The 26,697-nt window shown below is 62.6% G+C and carries 28 protein-coding genes; 17 read left to right on the top strand and 11 right to left on the bottom strand.

Translation table 11 applies throughout. The features are described from left to right. The first annotated feature begins 46 nt into the window (after window positions 1-46). From LRS06_RS01480 to LRS06_RS01470, 3 genes are all read left to right on the top strand, one after another. Window positions 47-1,813, top strand: a complete 1,767-nt coding sequence (locus tag LRS06_RS01480) for a DUF885 domain-containing protein (RefSeq protein ID WP_257869846.1) — start codon at window positions 47-49, stop codon at window positions 1,811-1,813. A 136-nt stretch (window positions 1,814-1,949) separates the two neighbouring features. Further along, window positions 1,950-2,306, top strand: a complete 357-nt coding sequence (locus LRS06_RS01475; RefSeq protein WP_257869845.1) for a co-chaperone YbbN — start codon at window positions 1,950-1,952, stop codon at window positions 2,304-2,306. Window positions 2,307-2,437: 131 nt separating this feature from the next. Next, window positions 2,438-3,205, top strand: coding sequence for a YdcF family protein (locus LRS06_RS01470; RefSeq protein WP_257869844.1), 768 nt, complete (start codon window positions 2,438-2,440; stop codon window positions 3,203-3,205). 105 nt (window positions 3,206-3,310) lie between these two features. On the opposite strand, the gene LRS06_RS01465 is transcribed toward LRS06_RS01470, so the two are convergent. Next, window positions 3,311-4,708, bottom strand: coding sequence for an NAD-dependent succinate-semialdehyde dehydrogenase (locus LRS06_RS01465; protein ID WP_257869843.1), 1,398 nt, complete (start codon window positions 4,706-4,708; stop codon window positions 3,311-3,313). Window positions 4,709-4,925: 217 nt separating this feature from the next. Here LRS06_RS01465 and LRS06_RS01460 point away from each other — a divergent pair, with 217 nt between their 5' ends. The 7 genes from LRS06_RS01460 to LRS06_RS01430 all read left to right on the top strand — a co-directional run bounded on the left by LRS06_RS01460 (window position 4,926) and on the right by LRS06_RS01430 (window position 9,609). After that, the gene (locus LRS06_RS01460) at window positions 4,926-5,480 is read left to right on the top strand and encodes an RNA polymerase sigma factor (protein WP_257869842.1); all 555 of its coding nucleotides are present in this window, start codon (window positions 4,926-4,928) and stop codon (window positions 5,478-5,480) included. Between the two features lie 4 nt (window positions 5,481-5,484). After that, the gene (locus LRS06_RS01455; protein WP_257869841.1) at window positions 5,485-6,360 is read left to right on the top strand and encodes an anti-sigma factor; all 876 of its coding nucleotides are present in this window, start codon (window positions 5,485-5,487) and stop codon (window positions 6,358-6,360) included. A gap of 129 nt (window positions 6,361-6,489) precedes the next feature. After that, window positions 6,490-7,032 carry a heme NO-binding domain-containing protein gene (locus tag LRS06_RS01450; RefSeq protein WP_257869840.1) on the top strand — a complete coding sequence of 181 codons (543 nt, stop codon included), beginning with the start codon at window positions 6,490-6,492 and terminating at the stop codon, window positions 7,030-7,032. A 118-nt stretch (window positions 7,033-7,150) separates the two neighbouring features. Continuing rightward, complete coding sequence (locus LRS06_RS01445) at window positions 7,151-7,483, top strand: arsenosugar biosynthesis-associated peroxidase-like protein (protein ID WP_196954718.1); 333 nt, start codon at window positions 7,151-7,153, stop codon at window positions 7,481-7,483. A 31-nt stretch (window positions 7,484-7,514) separates the two neighbouring features. Further along, entirely contained in the window at window positions 7,515-8,102 is a 588-nt protein-coding gene (locus tag LRS06_RS01440) for a rhodanese-like domain-containing protein (protein WP_257869839.1), read from the top strand. Further along, window positions 8,095-8,703, top strand: a complete 609-nt coding sequence (locus LRS06_RS01435; protein ID WP_257869838.1) for a TIGR04282 family arsenosugar biosynthesis glycosyltransferase — start codon at window positions 8,095-8,097, stop codon at window positions 8,701-8,703. Before LRS06_RS01440 ends, LRS06_RS01435 begins: the two co-directional genes overlap by 8 nt. 12 nt (window positions 8,704-8,715) lie before the next feature. Then, the gene (locus LRS06_RS01430) at window positions 8,716-9,609 is read left to right on the top strand and encodes a hypothetical protein (protein ID WP_257869837.1); all 894 of its coding nucleotides are present in this window, start codon (window positions 8,716-8,718) and stop codon (window positions 9,607-9,609) included. Window positions 9,610-9,731: 122 nt separating this feature from the next. Here the strand turns inward: LRS06_RS01430 and LRS06_RS01425 are convergent, their stop codons facing one another. The 3 genes from LRS06_RS01425 to LRS06_RS01415 all read right to left on the bottom strand — a co-directional run bounded on the left by LRS06_RS01425 (window position 9,732) and on the right by LRS06_RS01415 (window position 13,409). Beyond that, entirely contained in the window at window positions 9,732-11,087 is a 1,356-nt protein-coding gene (locus LRS06_RS01425; RefSeq protein ID WP_257869836.1) for a glycosyltransferase 87 family protein, read from the bottom strand. Continuing rightward, complete coding sequence (locus tag LRS06_RS01420) at window positions 11,084-12,547, bottom strand: cellulose synthase family protein (protein WP_257869835.1); 1,464 nt, start codon at window positions 12,545-12,547, stop codon at window positions 11,084-11,086. Before LRS06_RS01420 ends, LRS06_RS01425 begins: the two co-directional genes overlap by 4 nt. Window positions 12,548-12,710: 163 nt before the next feature. Further along, complete coding sequence (locus tag LRS06_RS01415; RefSeq protein WP_257869834.1) at window positions 12,711-13,409, bottom strand: glycosyltransferase family 2 protein; 699 nt, start codon at window positions 13,407-13,409, stop codon at window positions 12,711-12,713. Window positions 13,410-13,520: 111 nt separating this feature from the next. On the opposite strand from LRS06_RS01415, the gene LRS06_RS01410 reads away from it, so the two are divergent. From LRS06_RS01410 to LRS06_RS01400, 3 genes are all read left to right on the top strand, one after another. Then, entirely contained in the window at window positions 13,521-13,979 is a 459-nt protein-coding gene (locus tag LRS06_RS01410) for a peroxiredoxin (protein ID WP_257869833.1), read from the top strand. 76 nt (window positions 13,980-14,055) lie between these two features. Continuing rightward, a complete protein-coding gene (locus LRS06_RS01405; protein WP_257869832.1) occupies window positions 14,056-14,607 on the top strand; it encodes a hypothetical protein in 552 nt (183 codons plus the stop codon). 66 nt (window positions 14,608-14,673) lie between these two features. Continuing rightward, on the top strand, window positions 14,674-15,675 hold the full coding sequence (locus tag LRS06_RS01400) for an alpha/beta fold hydrolase (RefSeq protein WP_257869831.1): 1,002 nt from the start codon (window positions 14,674-14,676) through the stop codon (window positions 15,673-15,675). A gap of 53 nt (window positions 15,676-15,728) precedes the next feature. On the opposite strand, the gene LRS06_RS01395 is transcribed toward LRS06_RS01400, so the two are convergent. Then, complete coding sequence (locus LRS06_RS01395; protein ID WP_257869830.1) at window positions 15,729-16,487, bottom strand: IS5 family transposase; 759 nt, start codon at window positions 16,485-16,487, stop codon at window positions 15,729-15,731. Between the two features lie 185 nt (window positions 16,488-16,672). Here LRS06_RS01395 and LRS06_RS01390 point away from each other — a divergent pair, with 185 nt between their 5' ends. Then, on the top strand, window positions 16,673-17,128 hold the full coding sequence (locus LRS06_RS01390) for a macro domain-containing protein (RefSeq protein WP_257869829.1): 456 nt from the start codon (window positions 16,673-16,675) through the stop codon (window positions 17,126-17,128). A 117-nt stretch (window positions 17,129-17,245) separates the two neighbouring features. Here LRS06_RS01390 and LRS06_RS01385 read toward each other — a convergent pair whose 3' ends face one another. The 4 genes from LRS06_RS01385 to LRS06_RS01370 all read right to left on the bottom strand — a co-directional run bounded on the left by LRS06_RS01385 (window position 17,246) and on the right by LRS06_RS01370 (window position 20,328). Beyond that, a complete protein-coding gene (locus tag LRS06_RS01385) occupies window positions 17,246-18,643 on the bottom strand; it encodes a 4Fe-4S dicluster domain-containing protein (protein ID WP_257869828.1) in 1,398 nt (465 codons plus the stop codon). A gap of 98 nt (window positions 18,644-18,741) precedes the next feature. Continuing rightward, on the bottom strand, window positions 18,742-18,975 hold the full coding sequence (locus tag LRS06_RS01380) for a hypothetical protein (RefSeq protein ID WP_257869827.1): 234 nt from the start codon (window positions 18,973-18,975) through the stop codon (window positions 18,742-18,744). A gap of 8 nt (window positions 18,976-18,983) precedes the next feature. Then, entirely contained in the window at window positions 18,984-19,325 is a 342-nt protein-coding gene (locus LRS06_RS01375) for a hypothetical protein (protein WP_257869826.1), read from the bottom strand. Between the two features lie 43 nt (window positions 19,326-19,368). Beyond that, a complete protein-coding gene (locus LRS06_RS01370; protein WP_257869825.1) occupies window positions 19,369-20,328 on the bottom strand; it encodes an NAD(P)/FAD-dependent oxidoreductase in 960 nt (319 codons plus the stop codon). Window positions 20,329-20,523: 195 nt separating this feature from the next. Between LRS06_RS01370 and LRS06_RS01365 the strand changes: the two genes are divergently transcribed. After that, window positions 20,524-20,913, top strand: coding sequence for a hypothetical protein (locus tag LRS06_RS01365; protein WP_257869824.1), 390 nt, complete (start codon window positions 20,524-20,526; stop codon window positions 20,911-20,913). Between the two features lie 310 nt (window positions 20,914-21,223). Next, a complete protein-coding gene (locus LRS06_RS01360; RefSeq protein ID WP_257869823.1) occupies window positions 21,224-21,928 on the top strand; it encodes a carboxypeptidase-like regulatory domain-containing protein in 705 nt (234 codons plus the stop codon). Between the two features lie 296 nt (window positions 21,929-22,224). Here the strand turns inward: LRS06_RS01360 and LRS06_RS01355 are convergent, their stop codons facing one another. Continuing rightward, the gene (locus LRS06_RS01355) at window positions 22,225-23,697 is read right to left on the bottom strand and encodes an APC family permease (protein WP_257869822.1); all 1,473 of its coding nucleotides are present in this window, start codon (window positions 23,695-23,697) and stop codon (window positions 22,225-22,227) included. 325 nt (window positions 23,698-24,022) lie between these two features. On the opposite strand from LRS06_RS01355, the gene LRS06_RS01350 reads away from it, so the two are divergent. After that, window positions 24,023-24,589, top strand: a complete 567-nt coding sequence (locus tag LRS06_RS01350) for a hypothetical protein (RefSeq protein ID WP_257869821.1) — start codon at window positions 24,023-24,025, stop codon at window positions 24,587-24,589. 347 nt (window positions 24,590-24,936) lie between these two features. On the opposite strand, the gene LRS06_RS01345 is transcribed toward LRS06_RS01350, so the two are convergent. Further along, window positions 24,937-26,664, bottom strand: a complete 1,728-nt coding sequence (locus LRS06_RS01345) for an SBBP repeat-containing protein (RefSeq protein ID WP_257869820.1) — start codon at window positions 26,662-26,664, stop codon at window positions 24,937-24,939. Window positions 26,665-26,697 lie beyond the last annotated feature (33 nt).

Here is a 26,697-nt window from a genome sequence, read left to right as displayed (position 1 = left end):
AACTAGCTCTTCCCTCCGCTACCTTGCAGGACTTCCGCTATCTGTAATGAAACACTCCTACTTACTGGCATCAGCCCTGGCCCTGGTCACGCTGCCCGCCTGCTCGCCCGACTCCACCACTTCCAGCGTCATCGAGACGACGCCCGACGCCCGCTTCGACCAGTACAAGCAGCAGTTCATCGACTCGCTGTGGTACTACAACCCCGAGTGGGCTAGCTCCCAGGGCTACCACCGCTACGACTCGGTGCTGCTGATTCCGACCGTGGCGCGGCGGCAGGTGGAAGCAGCGGCTCTGGCCCGGCGTGGGCGCGAGCTGGCCCGGTTTCCGGTTCAGGAGCTGTCGGTGAACAACCAGACCGACTACCGGCTGCTGGAAAACCACCTGGCCTCGGCCCGCTTCTACGCCGATACCCTGCGCGACTGGCAGTGGAACCCGGCCAGCTACAACCTGGGGGCGTCGGTGGGCGAAATCCTGAATGGCCGCTACCAGCCCCTCGACCGGCGGCTGCGGTCCATCAGCCTGAAAATTAACCGCGCCGCCGACTTTTATGAGGCGGCCAAGGACAACATCGAGCGGCCAACCAAGGAGCACACCGAGCTGGCCATTCTGCAAAATGAAGGCGGCTTGGCCGTATTCGGGCAGGCCCTGTCCGATTCGGTGGCGAAGTCGGGGCTCAGTGCGCGGGAAAAGCAGGACCTCACGGGCCGCATAGCCACCACCCAGCTGGTGATTGAAAGCTACCTGCGCTTTTTGCGCCAGGATGTGCTCCCGGCCGGGAAATTTCGCTCGTTTCGCTTGGGCAAAATCCTGTTCGACCGCAAGTTTGCGCTGGATATCCAGGCCAGCCTGTCGGCCGAGCAGGTGTACCAGCAAGCCCGCCAGCACCGCCAGGAGCTGCTGCGCGACATGAAGCAGCGGGCAGCCCGCCTCTGGCCCAAGTACTTTCCCGGCCAGCCCGCGCCCACCGACTCGCTGGCGCTGGTAAAACAGGTGATTGGCAAGCTTTCAACCCGGCACGCCACGCCGGCTGGCTTTGTGCAGGCGGTGCGCGACCAAATGCCCACGCTGGTAAAATGGGTTAACGACCACCAGCTGCTGACGCAGGACCTCAGCAAGCCGCTGGTGGTGCGCGAAACGCCGCTGTATATGCGCGGCAGCGGCGCGGGCGCCAGCATTTCGGCTCCCGGTCCCTATGATAAGGCCGCCAACACCTATTATAATGTGGACCCGCTCACGGGTCAACCCGCGGCCCAGGCCGAAAGCTACCTGCGCGAGTACAACCAATACCTGCTCCAGATTCTCAACATTCACGAAGCTATTCCGGGCCACTACACCCAGCTGGTGTATGCCAACCGCAGCCCGTCCCTGGTGAAATCCATCTTCGGCAATGGGGCTATGATAGAAGGCTGGGCCGTGTACACCGAGCGGATGATGCTGGAAAGCGGCTACGGCGGCAATACTGATGAAATCTGGCTGGCCTGGGATAAATGGAACATGCGCGTGACGCTCAATACCATCCTCGACCACGAAGTGCACGTGAACAACCTGGCGGAAAAACAAGCCGTGGCCATGCTGCTGCGCGACGGATTTCAGGAAGAAGCCGAGGCCCGCAACAAATGGCGCCGGGCCACGCTTAGCCAGGTGCAGCTCAGCAGCTACTTTACCGGCTCCACCGAAATCCTGGCTTTGCGGGAGGAGTTGCGCCGGCAGCAGGGCAACGCGTTCAAGCTGAAAGCCTTTCATGAGCAGCTGCTGAGCTACGGCAGTGCCCCGGTAAAGTACATCCGGCAGATGATGCTGAGGCGTTCCTAGCCGGTTTTACCGCTGCGGGTTAGGAGAAAGACCGCACGGCTGGGAATTTACGGCGCCGGGGTGGTGTCTGCTAGCCGGCGCCAGGCTGGCGTATCCGTTCCATTTGTTTTGTTTTGTTTTGTCCAGAGCCTATAGCATGAAAGTTACCCATCGTCAAAGCATTATCGATACCGATGATGCGGGCCTGCGCCGCTACGTGCACGACCACCTCAAGGTATTTGTTGAGTTCACCTCCGGCAACTGTCCTATCTGCGAGCTGCTGGCTCCGCCCTTCGCCCAGGTTGCCGATGAAGCCGAGTTTGAAGATATTCTGTTTCTGCGCCTGGACTCCGACGAAAATCCCGTGGCCAGGAAAATGATGGATGATCAGGCCGCCCCGTTCTTTGTGGCTTACTGCCAGGGCCGGGTGCTCACCTGCGACGCCCTGACGCGGGAAGAAGAAATGCGCGCCATGCTGGAAACGCTGCGCCACTACCAGCCCCTGTCGGCATAGCGTGCGGCCGAGCCTCCACAAAGACTGATTGCGCTGACTTTCTGCTGACGGTAGCTTTGCTATTCCTGTTTTTTCAGTAGTCAGGGCCTTTAGTTTCTCGAAGCCAGGAAATTCGTTCTAGCTTCGCGGCCGTGTTTTTTCTGCTGTCCAAACTTCTTTCTGTTGCGCTACTGCCGGTTGTGTGGCTGGTGCTGCTGGCCGTAGCTGCCGTGTTCGACTGGCGCCCGGAGTGGCGGCGCCGCTGGCGCTACGCGCTGCTGGCCCTGGTGCTGGTGAGTACCAACCTGGCGCTGGCTAATGAGGCAATGCGCGCCTGGGAGCTGCCCGCCGTGCGCCTCAGCCAGCTTCCCACGCACGATGCCGGGGTGCTGCTCACCGGTATTACCAACCAGCGGGAGCCCAACGACCGGGTGTACCTGGCTACCGGCGCCGACCGGCTGATGCACACTATTTGGCTGTACCGGGCCGGCAAGATCAAGCGCATCATTATCACTGGGGGTTCCGGCCGGTTACGTGGGCCGGTTGCCAGCCGCTCGGAGGCACAGGAACTGGCGGTACTGCTGCGCCTAGCCAAGGTGCCGACTTCGGCTATTCTGCTGGAAAACCAGAGCCACAATACCCGCGAAAACGCGCTGTTCACCAGACAGTTGCTGGCCCGTCATCCCGATATCAAGAGCCTCACGCTCATCACTTCGGCCTTTCATCAGCGCCGGGCGCTGGGTTGCTTCCGGCAGGTGGGCCTGAACGCTACGCCCTTTCCCGCCGATTTTCGCAGCGTAGACCGCAGCATTGGGCTTGACTACTGGCTTATCCCGTCGGTGGATGCCCTGGAGCTTTGGACGCAGCTGCTCCACGAAATCAGCGGCTACCTCACCTACAAGCTGCTGGGGTACTGTTAAGGGTTAGTGACTGGTAATTAGGCCTTTGATATTCGGAAAAAGAGAAATGATAAATAAAGAAAAGACCCGCAACTGTTGGGGGCTTTTCGCATACGATTCTAAGCTCTACTCCACCTTTTTCTGCTTTCCCGACGCCTCGCCACTTACCCAGACGGACTTTTGGTTGACAAACTCCCGGATGCCCAGGTGGGAAAGCTCCCGGCCATAACCCGACTTCTTCACGCCCCCAAACGGCATTTCAGGTGAGGATTTCACCATGCTGTTCACGAATACCGCGCCCGCTTCAACCCGGCGGGCCAGCTCTTGACCGTGCTGCGCATCCTTTGTCCAGATGGAGGCGCCCAGGCCAAAGCGGGAGTCGTTGGCGAGGCGGATGGCATCGTCGGCGTCACGGGCTTCCAGAATAAGGGCTACCGGGCCGAACAGCTCCTCCGAATAGGCCCGCTGGCCGGGCTTGATGTTGGATAGAATGATGGGGCGGAAAAGGGCCGTGCCGGGCTGGCTCTGGCCCCCGTACAGCTCCACTTTGGCGCCCTGCCGCACGGAGTCTTCTACCTGCTGGGTAAGCTCATCGGCCAGATCGGGGCGGGCCAGGGGGCCGTACTGGGTGGATTCCAGGAGCGGGTCGCCGGTGCGCAAAGCCAGCAGGTGGGTCTTCATCTTCGAAATAAACTCCTTTACCACCGGCTTCTCCACGATAAAGCGCTTGGCCGCAATGCAGCTCTGCCCGGCGTTGATCATGCGAGCCTGGGCGGCGGTTTGGGCAGCCAGTTCCAAGTCGGCATCCGCCAGCACGATAAAGGCATCGGAGCCGCCCAGCTCCAGCACGGTTTTTTTGATCTGACGGCCGGCGGTGGCGGCCACTTCGGCACCGGCTGGCTCCGAGCCGGTAAGCGTCACAGCGCGCACCCGGTCGTCCTCAATCAGCCGGCCAACTAAGTCGGAGCCAATGAGCAGAGTGCGGAACGTAGCGGGCGGAAAGCCGGCGTCGTGAAAAATCTTTTCCAGCGCCAGGGCGCACTGCGGCACGTTGGAAGCGTGCTTGAGCAGGCCCACGTTGCCGGCCATGAGGGCGGGGGCGGCAAAGCGCACCACTTGCCAGAAGGGAAAATTCCAGGGCATAATAGCCAGCACCACGCCCAGGGGCTCGTGCGCAATAAAGCTGCGGCGCGCTTCCGTCTTGATTTCCTCGTCGGCCAAGAAGGCCTCGGCGTGTTGGGCGTAGTACTCGCAGGTGAGGGCGCACTTCTGCACCTCAGCGCGCCCATCGGCCACGGGTTTGCCCATTTCCAGGGCCATGATGCGAGCCAGCTCGTCCTGCCGTTCGCGCAGCAGCGCGGCGGCCCGCTGCATCAGGCGGGCGCGGTGGGCAAAGGACGTGGTGCGCCATTCGGCCGCGGCCCGGTAGGCCTGCTCCAGAATACGCTCGGTCTTCGACCAGCTGAAGGCGCGAAAGCGGCGCAACACCCGGCCGGTATAAGGGTTGTAGGATTCGATAGCCATTGGGACGCGGAAACTGTTTAGGTTGCACAGCCTTACTGCGGTGCCTGTCAGTGACAAAAGGGCGCTTGGCTGGTTAAGACTGCGTATCCACAACGCCGGACTTGTAGCCGCGGTTTTGTTGCCAGTGGAAAATAGCTGGTAAACCAGCAGGAAATCCTACTTTTGAGCCAGACGACCGAAACTCGGCGTCTGGTTCGTCACTTCAACTTTCAGCTTCGTGACATCAAAAACTTCCGGGGTAGATGCCATAACCGAAGAACAGCTGGTGGCGCGCCTGAGGGCCCGCGACGAAGCAGCCATGACTATCTTCTACGACAAGTACGGCACGGCCCTCTACGGCGTCATTGCCCGCATTGTGAAGAAGGAGGAAGTGGCCGAGGACGTGCTGCAGGAAAGCCTGGTGAAAATCTGGCACTCCTTTCTGAGCTACGATACCAGCAAAGGCCGCCTGTTTACCTGGGTGCTGAATATTTGCCGGAATCTGGCCATCGACAAAATCCGCTCCCGCCAGTACCGCGTAGGTACTCGCACACAACCGCTGGAAGACAGCGCGGCGCAATGGCAGGCCGCTCCGTCATCATTCAAGCCCGAGCATATCGGGCTGGAGGAAGTGACGCGTCAACTTAATCCGGAGCAAAAGCAGATCATCGACCTGCTGTATTTCGGCGGCTATACGCAAAGCGAAGTGGCAGAAGAACTCGAATTACCGCTCGGCACCGTGAAGACGCGGGCCCGGGCGGCCATCAAAGTACTCGCAAAACTGATTCGATAAGGCCGTGGACATTCAGCAATACATCGAATCCGGCATGTTGGAGCAGTACGTACTCGGTACGCTTACGGTTCGGGAACAACAGGAAGTTGAACAACTGGCCAACGAGTTTCCCGCCGTGCAGGCGGAAATTTCGCGCATCCAGCAGGATCTTGACGCCTACGCCGCAGCCCACGCCGCTACCCCGCCCGCCGGTATGCGCGAACGGGTACTAGCCGGCTGGCAGCAGGCCGTGCGCGCCTCGGAAGGCAACGGCCCGCTCGCCGCTCCACGTATGGTAGCCTCAGCGCCCGCGCCGCCCGTCGCGCCGGAAGCCGTGGTGCGCTCTATCGATTCGGCCCCGTCGTCGGGCCGGAAGTTTGGCTGGCTTGTAGCGGCAGCTGTGGCGTTACTCACGCTCAGCGCCCTCGGCAACTATCTGCTGTACAACCGGCTGAAGGAAACCGAAACCAACCTGCAGGTAGCCCAGACCGAGCAGACGCGCTACGCCGCCACCGAGCAGGCTGCCCTGAAAGAGCGGGATGAGCGCACCCGTCAGCTGGAAATCCTACGCAGTGAGCAGTTCCGGACCGTGGACCTGAAAGGCACACCCAAAGCCCCCGACGCCCTGGCCCGCGTGTACTATAATGCCGCCACCCGCGCCGTGTACGTTGATGTGCGCCACCTGCCCGCCTTGCCCAAAGGCAAGCAGTACCAGCTCTGGGCTATGGACAAAGGCCAGCCTGTGGATGCCGGGATTCTGACGGCCGCCGCCACCGCCGGCGACACCCTGCAGCAGATGAAGGACATTGCCAGTGCCCAGGCATTTGCCCTGACGGTGGAAAATGAAGGTGGCAGCCCCACGCCCACCTTAAGCACCCTGACGGTGATAGGCAACATCTAGGCTTGCCAAGCAGTTAAGAAAAGAGAGCGGACCACTTACCTGGGGCCCGCTCTCTTTTTTACTTGGCCATCGGGCTTGCAAACAGGGCGGCGGTGCCGTTATTGTGCGTCCTATTCTTCTCTCCCCACCGTGCACGGAACCATTTTCACCCTGCTTAAGCGCTACGTCCAGACCCAGTACGACCACAGCACCTGGCTGCGTCTGCTGGAAGCGTCGGGGCTCACGTCCGGCGACTTCGACCACAAAAGCGTGTACCCCGATGAGCAGATGTATGCGCTGGTGGGCAAAGCAGCGGAAATGACCGGGCTGCAGGCCAATGAGCTGCAAGAGAAGTTTGGGGAGTACCTCGTGCCCGACCTGATGTACATGTACCAGAAGCTGCTTCAACCGGAGTGGACGACGCTGGATATGATTGAGCACACGGAGGCCACCATGCACGCGCAGGTGCGGCGTGAGCACACCGAGAATGCGCCACCCGTGCTCAATGTCACCCGCATATCTTCCCACGAGCTGGTCATCGACTACGTATCGAAGCGGCGCATGGGGGCTTTGGCGGTGGGCATCGTGCGGGGCCTGGCCAGGTACTACGACGAAGCCGACCAGATTGAGGTAACGCCCACCACCAGCGAAGACGGCGAAGAAGTCCGCATCCGGGTGCGCCGTAAAAGGTAATGGGGTGACAGGTAACACGTAACATGTTTTCCTGTGGCCTCAGTACCTAATTTACCTGTCACCTGTCACCTGTCACCTGTCACCTGTCACCTTTTCACCTTTCACCACTTTCTTTCCTATGAGCACGTACTACAATCCCGCTGACCTGGCCAAATTTGGCAACATCACGGAGTGGCAGGCCGAAATGGGCAACAAGTTCTTCAGCTACTACGGCGAGGTATTCAAGGAAGGCGCCCTCTCGGAGCGCGAAAAAGCCCTGATTGCCCTGGCCGTAGCCCACGCCGTGCAGTGCCCGTACTGCATTGATGCCTACACCACCGACTCCCTGCAAAAAGGCGCCGACGAAGCCCAGATGATGGAAGCCGTGCACGTGGCCGCCGCCATCAAGGGCGGGGCGGTGCTGGTACACGGCGTGCAGATGATGAACAAAGCCAAAGAGCTGTCGATGTAAATGCGGGTGGCGCAAGCCCTGGCCATTGCTGATGTCGTTGTCTGACGTGTTTTTCAATTCTACCCGGCTACTGCCCGGCGCCCGGCAGTCCAGGCGGTGGGCAGCAGCGCTGCTTGTGGGGCTGGCCAGCTCACTCACCGCCTGCGGACAGTCAGCGCCCGGTTCTTCCCCTTCTATGTCGGCCTACGACCACATGCTCCGGCTGCTGTTCAAGCCCACGGTGCCCTACATTCAGTCGGGGGAGCTAGCCAGCCTGCTTCAGACCAAGCCTGAGGGCGTGCTGCTGCTCGATACGCGCGGAAGCGCCGAATACCGCGTAAGCCACTTGCCCGGGGCCCGGTTCGTGGAGTTCAACACCTTCCGGAAAACCGACCTGAGCGCCGTGCCCCGCACCCGGCCGGTAGTGGTCTACTGCTCGGTGGGCGCGCGGAGCGAGCAGGTAGGCGCGTGGCTGCGGGAGCAGGGCTTCCGGGACGTGCGCAACCTCTACGGCGGCTTGTTTCAGTGGGTGAACGACGGGCACGGCGTGGTAAATGCCCAGGGACCCACCGACCACGTACATCCGTACTCGGTGGTGTGGCGGCCCTGGCTTAAGCGCGGGATACCCACGTATGAGTAGCGTACCGGGCCACCTGCTGGTATTTGCGCGCTACCCCGAGCTGGGCAAAGTAAAAACGCGCCTGGCCGCCGACATCGGCCCGGCGGCGGCCCTGGCCGTGTACCGGGAGCTGCTGACCCACACCCGGGCCGTAGCCGCCCCGCTGCCGGTAACCAAAACCGTGTGGCTGGCCGCTCCCGGCCCCGCCGCCGACCTGACTGAGAGTTGGACCGGCTACGAACGGCAGCTACAGCCGCCCGGCGACCTGGGCGCCCGCATGCACGCGGCTTTCGCTCACGCCTTTGCCCAGGGGGCCGGACGCGTGCTCATCATCGGCACCGACTGCCCCGGTCTCACTACTGCGCATTTGCAGACGGCGCTGGATGCCCTGCGCACCCACGACGTGGTGCTGGGCCCGGCAGCTGATGGCGGCTACTACCTCTTGGGCCTGACCAAGCTGTACCCCGAACTGTTTGCCAACAAGCCCTGGAGTAGCGCCACCGTGCGGGCCGAAACCCTGCGCGACGCCGCTGGGCTCGGGCTGCGCGTACACCTGCTGCCGGAGCTGCACGACGTGGACACCGCCGCCGACCTGGCCCATTGGAAAAATCCGTTGGCCTGAAAATTCCGCCCTATGGTGCATGCTTTCCTGTTTTCGCGTTGTTTTACTGGCCAGGTTGTCTGCCTCGGGGTTCTGGGGCTCACGGCTGCCTGCACGCCGCAGCCTGAAACCAGCCAACCTGCGGCTGCGCTGCCCCCGCAGGTAACGCAGCATTTCGACGCCGGCTGGGCGCAGAATAAGTGGTGGGATGATGGCCTGGCCGAAGTAGCTACCTACGCGGCCGAGCGCACCATCTACCAGAAGCCGCGGCAGTTCGAGTACACGCTCATCACCGTGAAGGAGGACTTCAACCGGGAGTTCAACTCCAAAACCGACGACTACCAGCGGCCCGACCTGTTTCCGGTGATGAAGGTGAACCAGTTCTGCCGCATCCCCACCGACAACTACCCTTACCACTTCCTTACGTCCCTGTTTTTCCGGCGCGAGCAGCCTACCCAGCTGCACAAGCTCACTACTTCGTCGCAGGAGTGGTGCGGCACCACCTTCAAGGCCCTCACCGCCGAGGCTTCGGGGTATCAGCAAACCTACAACTCCTACTGGGACGGGCAGGGGGCCGGCACGCGCCACCTGCCCGGGGCTATGCTGTTTGAGGATGGGCTGCCGTACACGCTGCGCAGCCTGCGCTTTGCCCGGCAGCCCGCCTTCACAGTGCCCGTGTGTGAGCTGCAGCAAACCAGCAAAGCCGCCCCGCCGGTAGTCTATCAGGCTAAGGTAACGGTAACGCCCGCCGACCCCACCGAAACCCCGGAAGCCGCCTGGCAGGTGCAGGTACAGCTGGATAGTACCAAGCAAAACCGCTACTGGTTTGCCCGCCGGTACCCCCACGTGCTGCTGCGCCAAACCACCTGGGACGGCCGCAGCCTCACTCTCCGGCAGGTGCGCCGCTACGCTTACTGGCAGCACTAGTAGTGCAGCCTGGCTTAACAGGTGTAGAGAGGCTTATTTGAACCACATCGGCCCCGCCATGAGGGCAACTTCCCTAAGCCCGTTGCCCCTCGTTTCAACGACTAGCCTACACTTATGCGTCTCTACAATCGGCTCGGCCCATCAGGAGCAGCGACAAACGGCCGCCAGGGTTTTTCCAGCAGCAGCAACCCCAGCATTACCGTGTATTCCAGCGTGAGCAGCCAGGGGTTTTCGGTGTAGCGGCTGGTTTGGTAGGTGGCGTAGGAGAGCGTGACCAGTGCCCCCCATACCAACGCAAACCGGTGCCGGGTGAACACGCTCAGGGCCAGCAGCGGAGTCAGGTACCAGGGGTGCACCACTGTAGCCAGCAGGTAATACAGCGTAAGCACCAGCAGCAGCGTGCGGGGCAGTGCAACCCCGGTTAGCGGGGGCTTTTCGCGCCAGGCCAGCAGCAGGATGCCCAGCGCCCCCGCCCCCGCCAAAGCCGGCCCAATCAGCGCAATCTTGTTGTAGCCCCAGTACCAGTAGCCCAGGGCCCTAGCCAGGTAGTAGAAGCTGGCATTGAACTCGAAGGTGCGGAAGTAAAGTCCGAGGCTGCGCCCGATGTTCTGCAGCAGCTCAGTCGTGAGAAACGGGCTGAACAACGCCAGCACCGTGAAGCCGCATACGGCGCCGTAGGCTATAGCCCGCCGCCAGCCCAGCCGCCGCACCAGCAAAGGCAGGGCCACCAGCGGCAGCAGCTTGGTAGCCACCGCCACTCCCAATATTCCCGCCGACGCCTGCCACCGGCCCCGCAGCAGTAGGGCCCCGGCCCCCAGTAACAGGGTGATGACCAGCGCCTCAAAGTGAAGGCTTCCGGTCAGCTCGACTACTACCAGCGGGTGCAGCAGGTACCATAGGGCCTGGGTGCGGGGCAGGCGCAGCTGCCGCAGCAGCCAAAGTAGCAGGAGCGTGGTAGCTGCTTCTGCCGCCAGCACCAGCAGCCGCAGCACCAGCACAAAGCCTTGCTCTGAATCAGGAAACAGCCTGGCACCCAGGGCAAAGGCCCCTTGGCAAACCGGTGGGTACACGGAGTAGTAGTGCGGGGAGTTGAGCTGTGGGTACAGCTGCCGCAGCTGCGCGGCCAGGGCTGGTGGGAGGGAAGCTGCCGTTGAGGGAGCCACCAGCTCATCGGGGCGGAAGCGGAAAGGGTTGTAGCCGTTGGCCGTGAGCAGGCCGTCCCAGCGGAAGCGGTGGAAGTCGTCGGAGAGGGTGGGGGTAGCCGGCAGCCAGAGTAGCCGCAGCAGCAGAGCCGCGGCCAAACCCAGCCCCAGCGGCACCCGCGCCCAGAGCAAGGCCGCATACCCCGCAAAAGCCACGGCCAGCAGCCCCAGCAGCTGGCCGGTATGAGGGCGCGGAGTGGCGTAGGCCAGCCCCGCGTAGGCACCCGCGCTCAGCAGCAGGGCCGTGCCCACCCAAATTGTGCGCCGGGCGCTCATATGGGGCGGCGGTTGTGCTGCACCGAGTACCCGAATACCAGCCCGAAGCCCACCGCCAGCAGCAAGTGAAACGGCAGCAGCCCGAACTCCCGCAGATACGCGCCCGCGCCCAGCCCAAACAGAAAGTACCCGGCCAGCAAGCCTTCCAGCCAGGTGAGGGCATCGAGGGAGCCGGTGCGGTAGCGGCGCCGCAGCCAGCCGTCCTCGGCGTTTACCGCGCCCAACTTGGGCGTGCGGATAAAGGCCGACTGCCGCCCCAGCAGCCCCAGCAGCACCGCCTGCGCATTGTGCAAAGAAAAGCCCATTGAAACAGCCAGGAACAGGAGGAACCTCCCCGCGAAGCTCCCGCGGCCAACTCGTCCCGGGGTGCGCTGCCAGGCCGTGTAGTAGTAGTACGCCAGCGGCAGCAGCGTGAGCAGGAACACCGAGGCCAGGTTGAACACGGGCTGTAGCGCGGGCGTACGGTGCTTGATGAACACCAGCGGCACGCTCAATAAAGCCATGAGCAGAATCACCGTAAATACGCTGCTGTTCAGCAGGTGAAAGGTGGCGTGCAGCCGCGTGCTAATCGAGGCATCGGAGCGCCATACCCGGGCCAGGTGCTTACGAGCGGTTTCGGCGGCACCCTTGTTCCAGCGAAACTGCTGCGACTTCACAGCGTCCATGGCGGCGGGCAGCTCGGCGGGGGCCACCACCTGGGGCAGGTACTCGATGCGCCAGTTGCGCAGCTGGGCGCGGTAGCTCAGATCCAGGTCTTCGGTGAGTGTGTCCGGCTGCCAGCCGCCCGCATCCTCAATGCAGGTACGGCGCCACACGCCCCCGGTGCCGTTGAAGTTGAGAAAGTGCCCGCCGGCTGCGCGGCCCACCTGCTCCACCAGAAAATGGGCGTTCAGGGCAAACGCCTGCAGCCCGGTCAGCAGGGAAAAGCCTTCGTTGAGGTGTCCCCAGCGGGTTTGCACCACGCCTACTTTGGGCTGGGCGAAATAGGGGATAATGCGCTTCAGAAAATCCGGTGCGGGCACGAAGTCGGCGTCGAAGATGGCTATGAACTCGCCGTCGGTGAGGGTGAGGCCGTAAGCCAGGGCCCCGGCCTTGTAGCCGGCCCGACTGGGGCGCCGCACGTGGTCGATGCGCAGGCCCTGGGCGTGGTAGTGGGCCACGCGGGCCGCCGCCACCGCCACCGATTCGTCGGTGCCATCGTCCAGCACCTGCAGGTGCAGGCGGTCGGCCGGGTAGTCGAAGGCCGCCGCCGCGTCGATGAGGCGCTCCACCACGTACAGCTCGTTGTAGACGGGCAGCTGCACCGTTACGCGGGGCCACCGGGCAGGCGTAGCGGGCTCAGGAGGAAGGCCGGCGCGGTAGGCCCGGCGAGCCAGCCGGGTAAGGTGAAACTGCGAGAGGCTGAAGCCCAGCATGAAGAGCAGGCACGCGCCATACAGTATCACCAAAGCAATTTCCATTCGGTAGAGCAGGCAGTTTAAAAGGCGGTTGCCGGTATTGTAATTGAACTCATAGATGATTTAAAGTCAGATGGTAAGAATTGATTGGGTAAATGGATAGATCAGCAGGTTTGCAGCAGAGCGCAGCCTTTGCGAAGCTCAGACCAGCCGCGCTTCGAGAGCCTCAACTACGCCAGTAGCGGAAGATGGTCCAGAGGATTTTGTAGCCCGCGCCCAGCGTGCCCTTCACCGTGCCCGACACCTTGCTGGTGCCGATGCGGCGCCGGTAACGCACCGGCACCTCGGTGCTGCGCAGACCCAGGCGGGCGGCCTTCAGCTGCATTTCCACCGTCCAGCCGTAGGTCTGATCCTGCATCCCGATACGTTGCAGCGCCTCCCGGCGGATTGCCCGGAACGGCCCTAGGTCGGTGAACCGGGCCCCGTAGAGGCGGCGCAGCAGGGACGTGGCCAGCCAGTTGCCGAAGATCTGCTGGGGCAGCATCGAGCCGGCTTCGCGCTGGCCCAGGGCCCGGGAGCCAATCACCAGATCGGCCTCGCCGCGCAGAATGGGCGCCACCAGCCGGGGCATTTCCTCGGGATAGTCGGAGTAGTCACCATCCACGAACACGATGACGTCGGCCTGCTCCGCCACCGGGCGGGCAAAGCAGTGGGCCATGCCGGCCAGGCAGGCAAAGCCGTAGCCGGTGCGCGCTTCCCGCACCACGGTGGCCCCGGCGGCTTGGGCCACGGCCCCGGTGTCGTCGGTGGAGTTGTTATCCACCACCACTACCTCGCGCACCAGCCCGGCCGGAATTTCGGCCAGCACCCGGGCAATGGACTGCTGCTCGTTGTAGGCGGGAATGATGACGTCGATAACGGCCATGCGGGCGGAACGGAAAACCAGTGAAGCTGTAAAGATGCAGGACTATGCGCAACCTTTCGCGGGCCGGAGGGTTGAAAGCAGATTCTCCCAATACTTTCCTTCACCAGTACTATGCTCAACGTAGGCCAGCCCGCTCCCGACTTCACCTTGAAAACCACCGCCGGCGTTACTTTCCGTCTGCAGGAGCAGCGCGGCCGCGCTGTAGTGCTGTACTTTTACCCCAAAGACGACACGCCCGGCTGCACAGCGCAGGCCTGCTCGTTTCGCGACCAGTACCAGGATTTTCAGGACCTGGGCGCCGAGGTAGTGGGCATCAGCTCCGACTCCGAGGCCTCGCACCAGAAGTTCACCGAAAAGCACCGTCTGCCCTTCCCGCTGCTGGCCGACGAGGGCGGCCGGGTGCGCAAGCTCTACGAGGTGCCCCGCGCCCTGCTGGGCATCCTGCCCGGCCGCGTCACCTTCGTGATTGACAAGGAAGGCGTAGTTCAGTACATATTCAACTCCATGAACCGCGCCACCGACCACGTAAGCGAAGCCAAGCGCGTGCTGCAGGAGCTGCAAGGGGCCTAAACTCACTGGCGGCCTATATCTTTGCCCGGCCCCGGAACCACTCCGGGGCTAGATATTTCTACGGATCTTATTGGGGATGGGCGCTTTATTAACCGATTTGCTGCAACGCGCGCAACGCAGCCGCCGCATTGTGGCCCTGCAAACAGGCGGGGGCATGTTTCTGGGCTACGTGCTGAGCTTCAACCCTGAGCTGCTGGTGCTGCGTGCTATCACGCGTCAGGGTTTGCTCACGGGCGTACGCTCGATCAGCCTCAGTGAGGTAACGCAGGTGCATTTCGACGACAAGTACGTGCGCCTTATCGAGTTCAAGGAGCACAACCCCGAAGTGGTCTACGGCGTGGCGGCGGCTCCCGAAGGGCTGGACCAGCAGTACCTCACCATCCCGGCGCTGCTACAGCGTGCCCAGGAAGTGCGTCAGTTGGTACTGCTCGAAACTATGACCGACAATGACCTGTATGGCTACATCACGCGGGTGACGGAGGACGAGCTGCTGGTGGAAGTCTACACCCAGTATGGGGAAGCCGATGGCCACACGGTGCTCGACCTCGACTCCGTGCGCAACGTCGTCTGGAGCGACGAGGATACCCGCACGATTGAGCTGCTCCTCAAGCAACAGCGCCCAGCTTAAGGCCCCGGCGCGGACTTTTGCAGGAAATCTGCGTACGGAATGGCTATACCAAAGCTTTGGCCGCGCATGATTCGTTTCTTTTTGACTTTGCTCTGCAGCCTGCTAGTGCTGGCTTCCTTGGCTCAAACTGCCGCTACGCCCGCCGCGCTCAACGCCACGCTGGATGGCTACGCGTACCCTTTTCCGGTGCGCTACCTGCCGCTGAAGCTGGAAGGGAAGGCCGTGCGCATGGCCTACATGGACGTGGCTGCCACCGCGCAGGCCAATGGCCGCACAGTGGTGCTGCTGCACGGGAAGAACTTCTTCGGGGCGTACTGGCGCGAAACCATCAAGGCTTTGACGGCGGCCGGCTTCCGGGTGGTGGTGCCCGATCAGGTAGGCTTTGGCAAGTCCGATAAGCCGGACCTTCACTACTCTTTCCACCAGCTGGCCCAGAATACCCGCCGCCTGCTCGATACGCTGGGCGTGCGGCGGGCCGTGGTGGTGGGGCACAGTATGGGCGGGATGCTGGCTACGCGCTTTGCCCTCCTGTACCCAGAAGCCACCGAGAAGCTGGTGCTCGAAAACCCAATCGGGCTGGAAGACTACCGCGTGGGCGTGCCCTACCAGACCATTGCCCAGGCCGAAGCTACCGAGCTGAAAAGCATCGAGGCCAGCATCCGCAAGTACCACGCTACCTACTATCCCCACGGCTACCCCCAGGCCCACGACGAGTGGCTGCTGCCCCTGGCCGCCCAGACCCGCCACCCCGATTTTCCGCAGGTGGCCCGCGCCAATGCCCTCACCTTCGACATGATCTACCAGCAGCCGGTGAGCTACGAGTTCAGTTGGGTGCAGGTGCCCACGCTGCTCATCATCGGGCAGGACGACCGCACGGTGGTGGGCAAAGGCCTCATCAAAGACCCCAAAACGCTGGCTGCTATGGGCCAATACCCCGAGCTGGGCCGCCGCACCGCCTCGCGGATCAAACGCGCCAAGCTGGTACCGCTGCCGGGCGTGGGTCACATCCCGCACCTGGAGGCGCTGGCTAAGTTTCAGGCCGCGCTACGGGCGTTTTTGCGGGAGTGAGTTAATTGTGATTGTAGAAAAGCAGTGACGAGCGTTAGAGCGTGTTTGGGAATTCAAGCCCGATTGAGCGCCATGGTGATGTTGGCTAGCAGTAACCAAGTGACATGGCTAGCGGGGGTAAATTCGTAATCGACGACGACCCGGCGAAAGCAGGCCAGCCAGGCGAAGGTGCGCTCGACGACCCAGCGCCGGGCCAGTGGCACGAAGCCGCGCTGCGTGGGCGGCCGACTACTGATCTGCTGGACCAGGCCTAAGCTCAGCAGATGGCGCGCAAAGCGCCCGCGGTAGGCGGCATCGGTGAGCACCCGCTGCAGGCGCCGCGCCCACCAGGGGCGGTGCGGCAACAGGGCCAAAGCCCCGGTACTGTCATGGCGGTGGGCCGCGTGTACATGCGCAGCCCAGATGCGTCCGCCAGAATCGACTAGAACTTGGCGTTTGCGGCCGTTGATGAGCTTATGTGCGTCCAGGCCGCGGTGTTCGTAAATGCGCGGGGCCAGCTTCACGCTCTGGCTGTCCACGCAGGCCAGCGCCGGGGTGGGTTCGCGGCCGTGCGCGACCCGATCCAGGGCGTTGACGACCGTGTTGAGCTGCTGCCACAGGCCCAGACGTTGCCAGCGGTAGAAGTAATAGTAGACCGCTGTCCAGGGCGGAAACTGGCGTGGCAGTGCCCGCCATTGGCAGCCCGTGCGGCACACATAGAGCAAGGCGTTGAACACGTGGCGCAAGCACAAGCGCCGTCGCCGGTGCACGGGCAGTAGCAACTCAATAACTTGCCACTGCGAGTCAGTAAGGGGTTGATAGCACTCAACCATAAGCAGGAAGGAGCCTTGGAACTCCCCCGGCAACTTACTGACTCGTTTCTGTTTACTGCCCTACCCAATTCCCAAACACGCTCTTATAGTGGAGTGAGATGCCATTGTATTATCCGCATATGTAGCTGGTTTTTCCTGCAAGTATCTATCTTGACAACAGAACAGTAGATTCTAGAGCCTAGATTATGCAGACCGTGAAAGGGGATTTGATTCAGAAAGCCTGCGCCGGAGAATTTGATGTGATTGTACATGGCTGTAACTGCTTTTGCACAATGGGGGCAGGTATTGCAAAGACAATCAAGCAGGTGTTCCCCGTTGCGTATCAAGCCGACTTGGCAACTAATTCGGGCGACGAAACCAAACTTGGTACTTACTCTGCTGCTCAGGTGAAGGTCAACGATAAATATCTGGTAATCATCAATGCCTATACTCAATATCAGTGGCGAGGCACGGGTATTAATGCGAACTATGACGCCATTCGGCAGATATTTCGGTTAATCAAGCAAGACTATGCAGGTAAGCGTATCGGGTATCCTGCAATTGGAGCAGGATTGGCAGGTGGTGACTGGTCAATTATTGCTGGCATTATCAATGAAGAGCTTGCCGGCGAGAACCATGTTTTCGTGCAATGGCAGAAGTAAGCTATAACAGGCCCTATAAGTACAAACTCACCTCTCTTCAGAGTCGCTGATTTATAAAATGTACTGTGAAGGCTTGATCATAATGTTTGTCTGCTTGAATAAGTAGCTGTTTCTTAACTACCCCAATATCCGCAGGCTTTCCGCCGAAATCAACGGCGAGGCTTGGTACCGCCCATCACGCGGGCCGTTTTCCAGGTTGAGCACGCCGCGGGGGCAGGCCGTGCTGCACAGGCCGCAGCCCACGCACGCGGCCCGGATGATGGGCTCCCCGCGCTGGGCGTACTGCTTTACGTCGATGCCCATTTCGCACACGTTGGAGCAGTTGCCGCAGCTGATGCACTGCCCGCCGTTGGTGCTGATCCGGAAGCGGGAAAAGTGCTTCTGCAGCAGCCCCAGGTAGGCCGCCATTGGGCAGCCGAAGCGGCACCACACCCGGTTGCCTAGGATAGGGTAGAAGCCCACCCCGATAACACCCGAGAAGATAGAGCCGATAAAGAACCCGTAGACTTTGCTTAGGCCCTCCACCGGGCTCAGCCCGTCCACCAGCGGCAGCCCCGAGCTGTGCGGAGTAGTGAACCAACCCGGCAGCACACCCGCCGCGCCCAGCCACAGCAGCGCCGTCACCAGCAGGATAAAGCCCAGAATGGGGTAGATAAGGCGCACTTCCCAGCGCCAGGCCGCCCGGCTTTTGTCGGAGAGGTGACGGTACGGGTCGCCGGCGGTTTCGGCCAGGCCCCCGCAGCCGCACACCCAGGAGCAGTACCAGCGCTTGCCGAAGAAGTACGTGAGTACGGGCGTGGCTACCAGTGACATCACCGCGCCCCAGAACACCATAAACACGCCCAGGGCCTGCCCGTCGCGCACGAGGTAGTCCACGGTGCCGGGGAAGAGGTAGTCGTACTTAAGGGGCCAGAAGTAGCTGAAGTAGAACTCCGGCTTCTGGAGAGCCAGCAGCAGCCCCGGCAGCAGCCAGGCAAAGCCAAGTTGGAAAAACACCACCGATACCGTGCGCACCCGCTGGTAGGGTGAGTGACGGTACTTGTACAGGGCCCGGCCGCCCATCAGCAGCACGGCCAGCGTATAGAAGGTTCCGTACAGAAACCACTGGTCGGCCGGCTTGTGGCGCAAAGCGTAGCTCAGGCCATCGAGCGGACGGATAAGGTTTTCCAGGTACTGCGGCCACCAGTACAGCACCACGTAGAAGCCCGTGAGCACCAGGCCCGTCACCCAGGCCACCGCGCCCCGGGACGTGCTGGCACGTGCCCACAGGTTGTTGTGCCGCACGCCAGCCGGGCCCTGACCGAACTTATACCGGCTCCAGCCCAACGTGCCCGCACTCAGCGCCCCCAGCCCCAGCCAGAACGCCGACCCGCGCAGCCCTTCCGGGGCCGCTGCCGCTACCAGCAACGCCAGCAGCCCCAGCGCTACAGCCGCTAGCCAGCCCCGCTCTGCCGGTGAAGTGTCGGGAACGGGTTGAGCTAGGGGTTGGTCAGAGAAGATAGGGAGGGTCGTCATGGGTTTACTCAGGGTGGCTTTATTTCAGAACGTCATGCCAGGCAGAGCGAAGCATAATGGGCCAGAGGGCTCAGGCGAGCAATAAGCCATTCAACCGCCTAATGGTGATGGTGGCCGCCGGGCTTGCTGGTGAAGTTGCTGATGGTACCCAGCACGAAAAGCGCGGCCCAGCATACGTAGAGCCAGTGAAAGCCATCCGGGCGGGGGTGGTGCATCAGGGCCAGGATAAGCTGGGCACCGAGGCTCATGACCACGCCTACCAGGGCAATAAACTGCCAGGCGTTGAAGGCGGTAGGGTGGTAGAGCTTGCGGAGGTCGGGTTTGTCGGGCATAGGAAAGGTTATACGGAAAGCAGGCGGGCCAGCAGGCCCTTGCGGCGGCGCAGCACCAGCGGGGGCTGCTCGGGGTGCTGTTGGTTGAAGGCAGCCAGTATAGCGGCCTCATACTGCGGAAAGAGTTCCGGGTCGAAGTTAGCCGCACCCAGGCGCTCCAGGGCGTGCCGCACCGACGCGCCCTGGAGCAGCCACCCGTCGCACACCTCGTGGCGCAGGCGCAGGCCCAGGGCGTTCAGGCCAAGCAACGTCAGGTTGTCGTCGAGGCGGTAGTGCAGGCGCAGGCCCAGGGCCCGGGTGGGGTGCTGCCACCAGAAGCTGGCCTGCCCGGCCTCGGGGCGGGCGGGCACCTGGCCGTAGGTCTGGTATTCGAGGTCGAAGAACTTGGCGGAGTTAAACCAGGGGCCGCGCCGGTAGGGGGGTGGGCTGCCCGCAGATGGTGTGCGCCACGGTTTCGCCCTGCATGCGGCCGGTGTACCAGAGGGGCTCAATGGCTGCCTCGCCGGGCGGGGGCTGGCGGCGCTGGGCGCAGTCACCGGCCGCGTAGATGCCCGGCACGGAGGTTTGCAGCAGCTCATCCACCAGAATGCCCCGGTCGGTTTCAATGCCTGTGCCAGTCGCCAGCCCAATATTGGGCTGCACGCCCGTGGCAATGCCTACCCACTGCGCGGGCAGCTCCTGGCCGGCCGAAGTACGCACGGCCCGCACCCGACCCGCGCCGTCGCCCAGGATTTCGGCTAGCTCGGTGCCGTAGTGCACCTGCACGCCGTGGCGTCGCAGCTCGGCATCTACCAGGGCGGCTTCCTTGGCGGGCAGCACCGAGCCCCAGTAGTGAGCATCGCGCACCAGCAGGGTAACGGCTATGCGGCGGGCGCGCAGCATCTCGGCCAGCTCCACCCCTATGAGGCCACCGCCGACTACCACGGCCTGCTGCACCCCTGGGGTACTGGCGGCCATCAGCTCCACGTCGGCTTTCGAGACGAGGCCCTGCACGCCCCGCAGGTGCTGGCCGGGCCAGCCATGGTAACGGGTGGTGGCGCCGGTAGCCAGCAGCAGCGCGTCGTAGGAAAGGGGCGGGCCGGCCGCCAGGTGCACCTGCTGCTGGTTGGCGTCAATGGTGGTGGCGTGGTCGTGGATGAGCTCCAGGCGGTTTTCAGTCCAGTACCAGTCTTCGAAGGGCTTCACATCGGGCCAGCGCATATGGCCCATGTAGAGGTACATGAGGGCCGGGCGCGAGAAGTGGTGCGGGCTTTCGGATGAAACCAGCGTGATGCGGGCCCCGGGCTGGAGCCGCCGCGCCGTTTGGGCGCACGTTACGCCCGCAATGCCGTTGCCGATGATGACCAGGTGCATAAAGCGCGGAGAGAAAAGCCGGGAAGGGCGGAAAAACGAAGAAAAGGCCGGCTACCGGCAAAGGTCGGCAGAAATGTACCGTTGCCCCAGCCATACGCAAACCAGGCCGGGGGCGGATGGTTCCGGCGGCGCCAACCATGCCGCGCCGCCCGCGTAGGAAGAGGCAGTACCCTTCACCCTGAAAAACCGACGACTATGGCAACGCCCACCAACCAGAACGAGAACGTGCCCGCCTCCGCAAACAAAGCCGCCCACAACGAGCAGCTGGAAAAAGAGCGCGAGTTCAAGGAAGACCAGAGCAACGAAAAGCAGTCGAGTGACCCCTCGGCCCAGCGCAACATCGGGGCCAACGGCTACGACCAGCGCAACAATCAGAAAGATCAGTTGGAAAACCTGCACATCGGCGGCAGTGAAACCACCCCCCAGGGTGGCAACGACCACGGCTCAGCCCCGGTGAGCGAGCAAAACCAGGGCCCCGGCTTTGGGGTGGAAGGCAGCAATGAGATGGGCAGCTCCATCCGAACCCGCGACCAGGATTTTGGCGAAGCAGCCCCCTCGGGCCCGGCCAAGCCCGCCCACGACTAAGCCCTGGCCGCGTGACCTGCCCGGCCCCTGCGCCCAACCAGCCCCGCTCAGCACACTGAGCGGGGCTTTTTGTATTTCCGGGTGAGATGATGCCCGGCTAGCCGCTCCAAAAGATGCCTCCCACCGTGAAGAGTAGCACAATAGACTGAAGCGGGAAAACAGCCGATTGAAAAAAAATTAGGATTATCACCCGCAGACAAAATATATTTAGCAACTGAAATTTGCCGGGTCGGCCTGTCGTCCCGGGAATACACTGCTTCGTGCTAACTAACCTTTTTCTAATCCACCCCAAAACCTCTTGCTACTGCGTATGAGCCAGAACCCTTACGAAAACGATAACACTGCCTGGGAAGAGGAAGAGCGGGCCCTGTCTGCGGGCAACACGCGCCTTGGCCTGATTGTGGGCGCGGTGCTGCTGCTGGCCGGCCTGGGCATTGCCTTCGCCCCCGGCACCACCAAGAAAGCCGATGGTACGTCTACCTCTTTCGCCGGCGCCGTGCTGCTCGACGGGGAAGCCAGCGTAACGGGCTCCGCCGAGAAGCCGGCTGAAGCCGTCGCTACGACCGAAGAAGCCGACGAGGCCGACCCCGCCGTGAAAACCACCAAAACCACGACGACCGCCAAAACCGCTGCTCCGGCCGTGGCCACGGCCGCTACGGTAGCCGCCCCTGCTACCGAAGCTGCTCCCGCGGCCGCCGTGGTGGAGGAAGCCCCCGTGGTAGCTGCTGCACCGGCTCCAGCCGTGGAGGAAGCCCCTGCTACGACCAACCTGAAAGGCCGCGTGCTGGATGAGAACGGGCAACCCATGGCTGGGGCCACCGTGTTCCTGAACGGCTCGAAGAAAATTGCCAGCACCGATGCCAACGGCAACTACACCATTGATGTGCCGGTAGGCGAAAACACGCTCACCTACGGCTACGGCGGCTACAACGACCAGGTAACCCGCGCCCGCACCGGACAGGCCGTAAACGTGACGCTGCTGCCCAAGGACGGCGCCAAGCGCCGCCGCCGGTAGGGCCTCACCCCCCGGCCCCCTCTCCCGCGGAGAAGGGGAGCCAGGCGCCCGGCCTACGCGGCTACTGCGGCTCACGCCTTCGTAGCCGCTACCGTTCAGCCCAACTACTCCATATCTTCCTAAATGAACAATGCCCCGGCCTATCAGCCGGGGCATTGTTGTATGCAGGAGTAGCGAAGTCCGTGTACTACAGGCTAGCAGGGGCGGTAGCGGCTACGAAGGCGTGAACCGCAGTAGCCGCGTAGGCCGGGCGCCTGGCTCCTCCTCTCCGCGGGAGAGGGGGGCGGGGGGTGAGGCTACGCGGCCGGGGTGGCACCCAGGCGGCTGCGGAAGATGAAGTACACCGGCACGCCCAGGGCTACCAGCAGCAGGCCGTAGCGGGAGTACTCGGCTGTATCGGGGGCAATGAGCAGGATGATGCAGAACAGCGAAGCCAGCACGATGTAGATGCCCGGCACCAGCGGGTAGCCCCAGGCGCGGTAGGGGCGCGGGGCCTCGGGCCGGGTGCGGCGCAGCACGAAAATGCCGATGATGGTGACTACGTAAAACAGAATCACCGAGAACATAACGTAGTTGAGCAGCTGCCCGTAGGAGCCGCTCAAACACAGTAGACTAGCCCACAGGCACTGCACCCACAGGGCGCGGGCCGGCACACCGGCCGCGTTCAACCGGGCCAGGCCGGAGAAGAACAGGCCATCCTTGGCCATGGCGTAGTAGGCGCGGGCCCCGCTCAGGATGATGCCATTGTTGGCCCCGAAGGTACTGAGCATGATGAGCACGGCCATAACGATGGCGCCGGCCGGCCCCAGCACCTGCTCGGCAATGGCGGTGGCTACCCGGTCGTCGGTGGCGTACTGGATGCCGCGGCCGGCCAGGGTGGTGGCCTCGGGAGAGCCAACCAGGGGCAGCGCCAGCAGGTACACCACATTGACGAGGATGTAGAGGACCGTGACGATGCCCGTGCCGATGGCCATGCTGCGCACCAGCGTCCGCTCGGGGTTCACGATTTCCTCGCCCGCGAAGCCGATGTTGTTCCAGGAGTCGGAGGAGAAGAGGGAGCCGGTCATGGCCATGCCGATGGCGAAAACCAGGCCCGACAGGTTCAGGGGCAGGGGTGAAGCCGATACGCCGGGGGCCGGGTAGCGGGTGGCCGTCCACAGATCGGCAAAGTTGGCCTGCACGGCTTCGGCGTTCATGCCCAGCACCAGCCCGCCGATGATGAGCAAAGCCAGGGCTACCAGCTTGGTGGAGCCCAGCACGTTCTGAATGAGCTTACCGGTGCGCACGCCCTGGGCGTTGAGGGCCGTAATGGCTATAATCAGGATAATGGCCAGGAGCTGCACGCTGCTGAAATCAAACGGCCCGAGGCTGAACAGCACGTTCTTCACCGAAAACCAGGGCACCAGCACGCCGGTAAACTTGGCGAAGGCCACGGCCACGGCGGCAATGACGCCGGTCTGAATCACGAGAAACAGCGTCCAGCCGTAGAGGAAGGCGGTGAGGCGGCCAAAGGCTTCGCGCAGGTACACGTACTGCCCGCCCACCTTGGGGAACATGGAAGCCAGCTCCCCGTAGCTTACGGCCCCGGCCAGGGTGATAACGCCCGTGAGCAGCCACACCACCAGCAGCCAGCCGCTGCTGCCCACCTGCCGGGCAATATCGGCCGATACGATAAAAATACCGGAGCCAATCATGCTCCCGGTCACAATCATGATGGCGTCAAAGAGGGTAATGGCGCGCTGAAAGTGGCCTTGCTGTTCTTCGGGCATAGAGGAGGAGGGTAAAGTTTGGCGGAAGATAGGAATTGATGGGTGGATATGGTGAGGGAGCCGCGTGGGCAGCTCGTCATGCAGCGCGCAGCACCTCGCGGGCTGATGGTCGGATTACTGCTGCAACGTCTGCACGCGAGATGCTGCGCGCTGCATGACCGCCTCTTCCCAACAACGTTTGCATGCGAGATGCTTCATCCCTGGCTTGATGCGCCACATGCGCCGCATGACAGCCCAAGGCATCAAAAAAATATATAGAATCTTCGCAATACTGCATAAAAACAGGGCGTTAAGGGCTCAGTTTCACCCTTAACCCTTTTCCATTATGGCACGCGTTAAGAACAACATTATCACCCAGGGCCTGAGCGGCACCATCGGGGGCACGCTGGTATTCCGGCAGGTGGGCGACCGAACCATTGTGTCGGCGGCGCCGCGCGAAACGGACAAGGCCCCCACAACCAAGCAGCTGGCCCAGCGCGAGCAGTTTCAGCAGGCGGCGCTATATGCTAAGGCGCAACTGGCAGATCCGGCCAGCAAGGCTGAGTATGAGGCCGCCCGCGACGAAGACGGTGGCACTGCTTACACTATTGCCGTAGCCGACTTTATGCAGGCTCCCGACATTCACGAAATCGACCTAACCTATTACACCGGCAAAATCGGCGATACGCTGCGGGTGCGCGTGACGGACGACTTCCGGGTGCAGGCCGTGACGGTGCGCATCGAGAACGGCGACGGCACGCTGGTGGAAGAAGGTGCTGCTGTGCCTAATGCCAACGGCCTGGACTGGACCTTCACCGCCAAGAAAGCCAACGCCTCTCTGGTCGGCGACAAAATCACTATCCGGGCTACCGATAAGCCCGGCAACCTGAACACCACTACCCGCACGCTCTAACGGACCTTGCCGGTAGAGTGCAATTTGGAGATGCTGTTCGGGTAAGGCAAAGCGGCCTGTTTGACCGAAGGCACACCGAACCCACTTCGAACCTACCCCGAGCGGGGAGCACCGGAAAAATACAAACAGCCGCCCTGGGGTTCCGGGGCGGCTGTTTTGCTTGGAGCGTGTTTGGGGAAGCGTCATGCTGAGCTTGTCGAAGCATCTCTACCGCTTCGTTGCAGTAGTAAACCAACGAAGCGGTAGAGATGCTTCGACAAGCTCAGCATGACGTTCTATTAGTGGGGTACACTACACCGCGTAGCCTTCCTCGGGGTGGCGGATGCGGTTGAGAGGGCCAGGGAAGGCTACTCTACTGCCAGGCGGGCAGCGTACTGCTGGCCTTGCTTATCCGTGGCGCGGAGCGTGTAGAGGCCCGGCGCCAGGCCCAGTACCGATACCTGGGCAGCAACCGAAACCGTGGTTTCGCGGGCTATCCGGCCCAGCGCGTCGAGCAGCTGCACACGGGTGCCGGTGGGCAGGCCGGGCAGGCGTACCTGGTCGGTGGCGGGGTTGGGGTACAGCCCCTGCGGCAAGGGCCGGGCCGGCTGGGTAGGTAGGGCAGCGAAAGCAGTAGCTCCTAGTTCGGCCATAAAGCCTACATAATCTCCCTGGATACGGTCGAAATCCGGCCCGAACGAGAGGTAATAACATGCATGGCCGTATACGCGCAGGCGGCCCTGCGCCGATGCACTCACCCGCATGCCCCAGTCCTGCCCGGGGCCGCCGGCCTGCTGCACCCAGCGCATCTGCCCCTGCGGAGAGTAGGCCGCTACCAGTACATCCTTGTTGCCGGCGGAGGAAAGCGTAGCCGACCCAATGCGGGCCTGGTTGCTGAAGGCACCGGTAACGTACGAATTGCCGCCCGCATCAACGTATAAGCCATAAAGCATGTCGTCTTCGGGGCTGACGACGGCCTGCACCCACTGCTCAGTGCCCTGGGGCGAGTACTTGACCAGGAAGCCGTCGTTGTCGCCGGCGCCCGTGACGGTGGTGGAGGCAAAGCGCAGCGACTCCCTGAACGTGCCGGTAATGTACAGATTGCCGGCCGCGTCGGTAGCGGCCTGCCCCAGGAAACTATAGTTGGCGCCGCCAAACGAGCGGACCCATTCCAGCTGGCCGGCGGCATTGTAGCGGGTCACCAGTATCTGAACGCTTTTGGGCGCTGGCAATGCCTTGCCCGTTTCGAACGACGGGGCCATGAGGTAGTTGGTGACCAAGTACTGGCCGCCATCGGGGGCATTCAGCAGCTGGGGGAAATAGATGACGCCGGCGCCGGTAGCGCAGTCGGAGTAAAAGACGTTCCGCAGGGTCTGCACGGCACCCGTGGCGGCTGAGAGACTGACCGAAAACGTGGTGTTGGGCGTCGCAACGGTCGTGGCGGGAACCAGCTGCCGGCCCCCGAAGCTGATTCCATCAAGAGAGCTGTACCCGCCGGTTACGAACACGTTGCCCGCAGCATCCAGACTCACAGATTCCCCCATGATAGAGGGAGGGCAGTTGACAGGGTACGTGGGGGGAGTGTCGCTCTGCCGGGCCCAGCTAAGGGTGCCCTGCGCGTCGTAGCGGGCCACGAAGGCCTTTTCGCCGGGGTAGGAGCCCGCGTCCAGCGTCTGGCCCTTGTCCAGCTCGATGGCGTGCTGAAAGGAGCCCGTCACGTAGACGTTGCCCGCCGCATCCACGGCCACGCCATTGGCACGGTCGGTGCCGGCCGAGCCGAACTGGTGCACCCAGGCCAGAGCACCCGTAGGCGTATACTTGGCCAGGTAGCCATCCCAGCCGCCCTTGGTACTGAGCATGGTGGAATTGCCCGTGGAGGAATAGCCTAAGGAGACCTGGCTGCCGAAGAGGCCGACCTCATACACGTTGCCGTCGGCGTCCATTATGCGCGTGTCGGTGGCGCCCATCGGCACGCCGGTTGCGTAGGCACTAGCCCAGGCCGGCGCGGTTTGGGCCCCGGAGCGGTGGCCGGCAAACAGCCCGGCCAGCAGCAATACGATGATGGTCCGTAAGCGAGAAGTAGCGGGTCTGGGCATAGATTGAGGGTCGGGTTAGAAAGAAGAAGTTGG

The sequence above is a fragment of the Hymenobacter sp. J193 genome (genome assembly GCF_024700075.1).
Classification (GTDB): Bacteria; Bacteroidota; Bacteroidia; order Cytophagales; family Hymenobacteraceae; genus Hymenobacter.
Note: the sequence above shows the minus strand (reverse complement) of the source record. Positions and strands in the feature narration are given on the sequence as shown.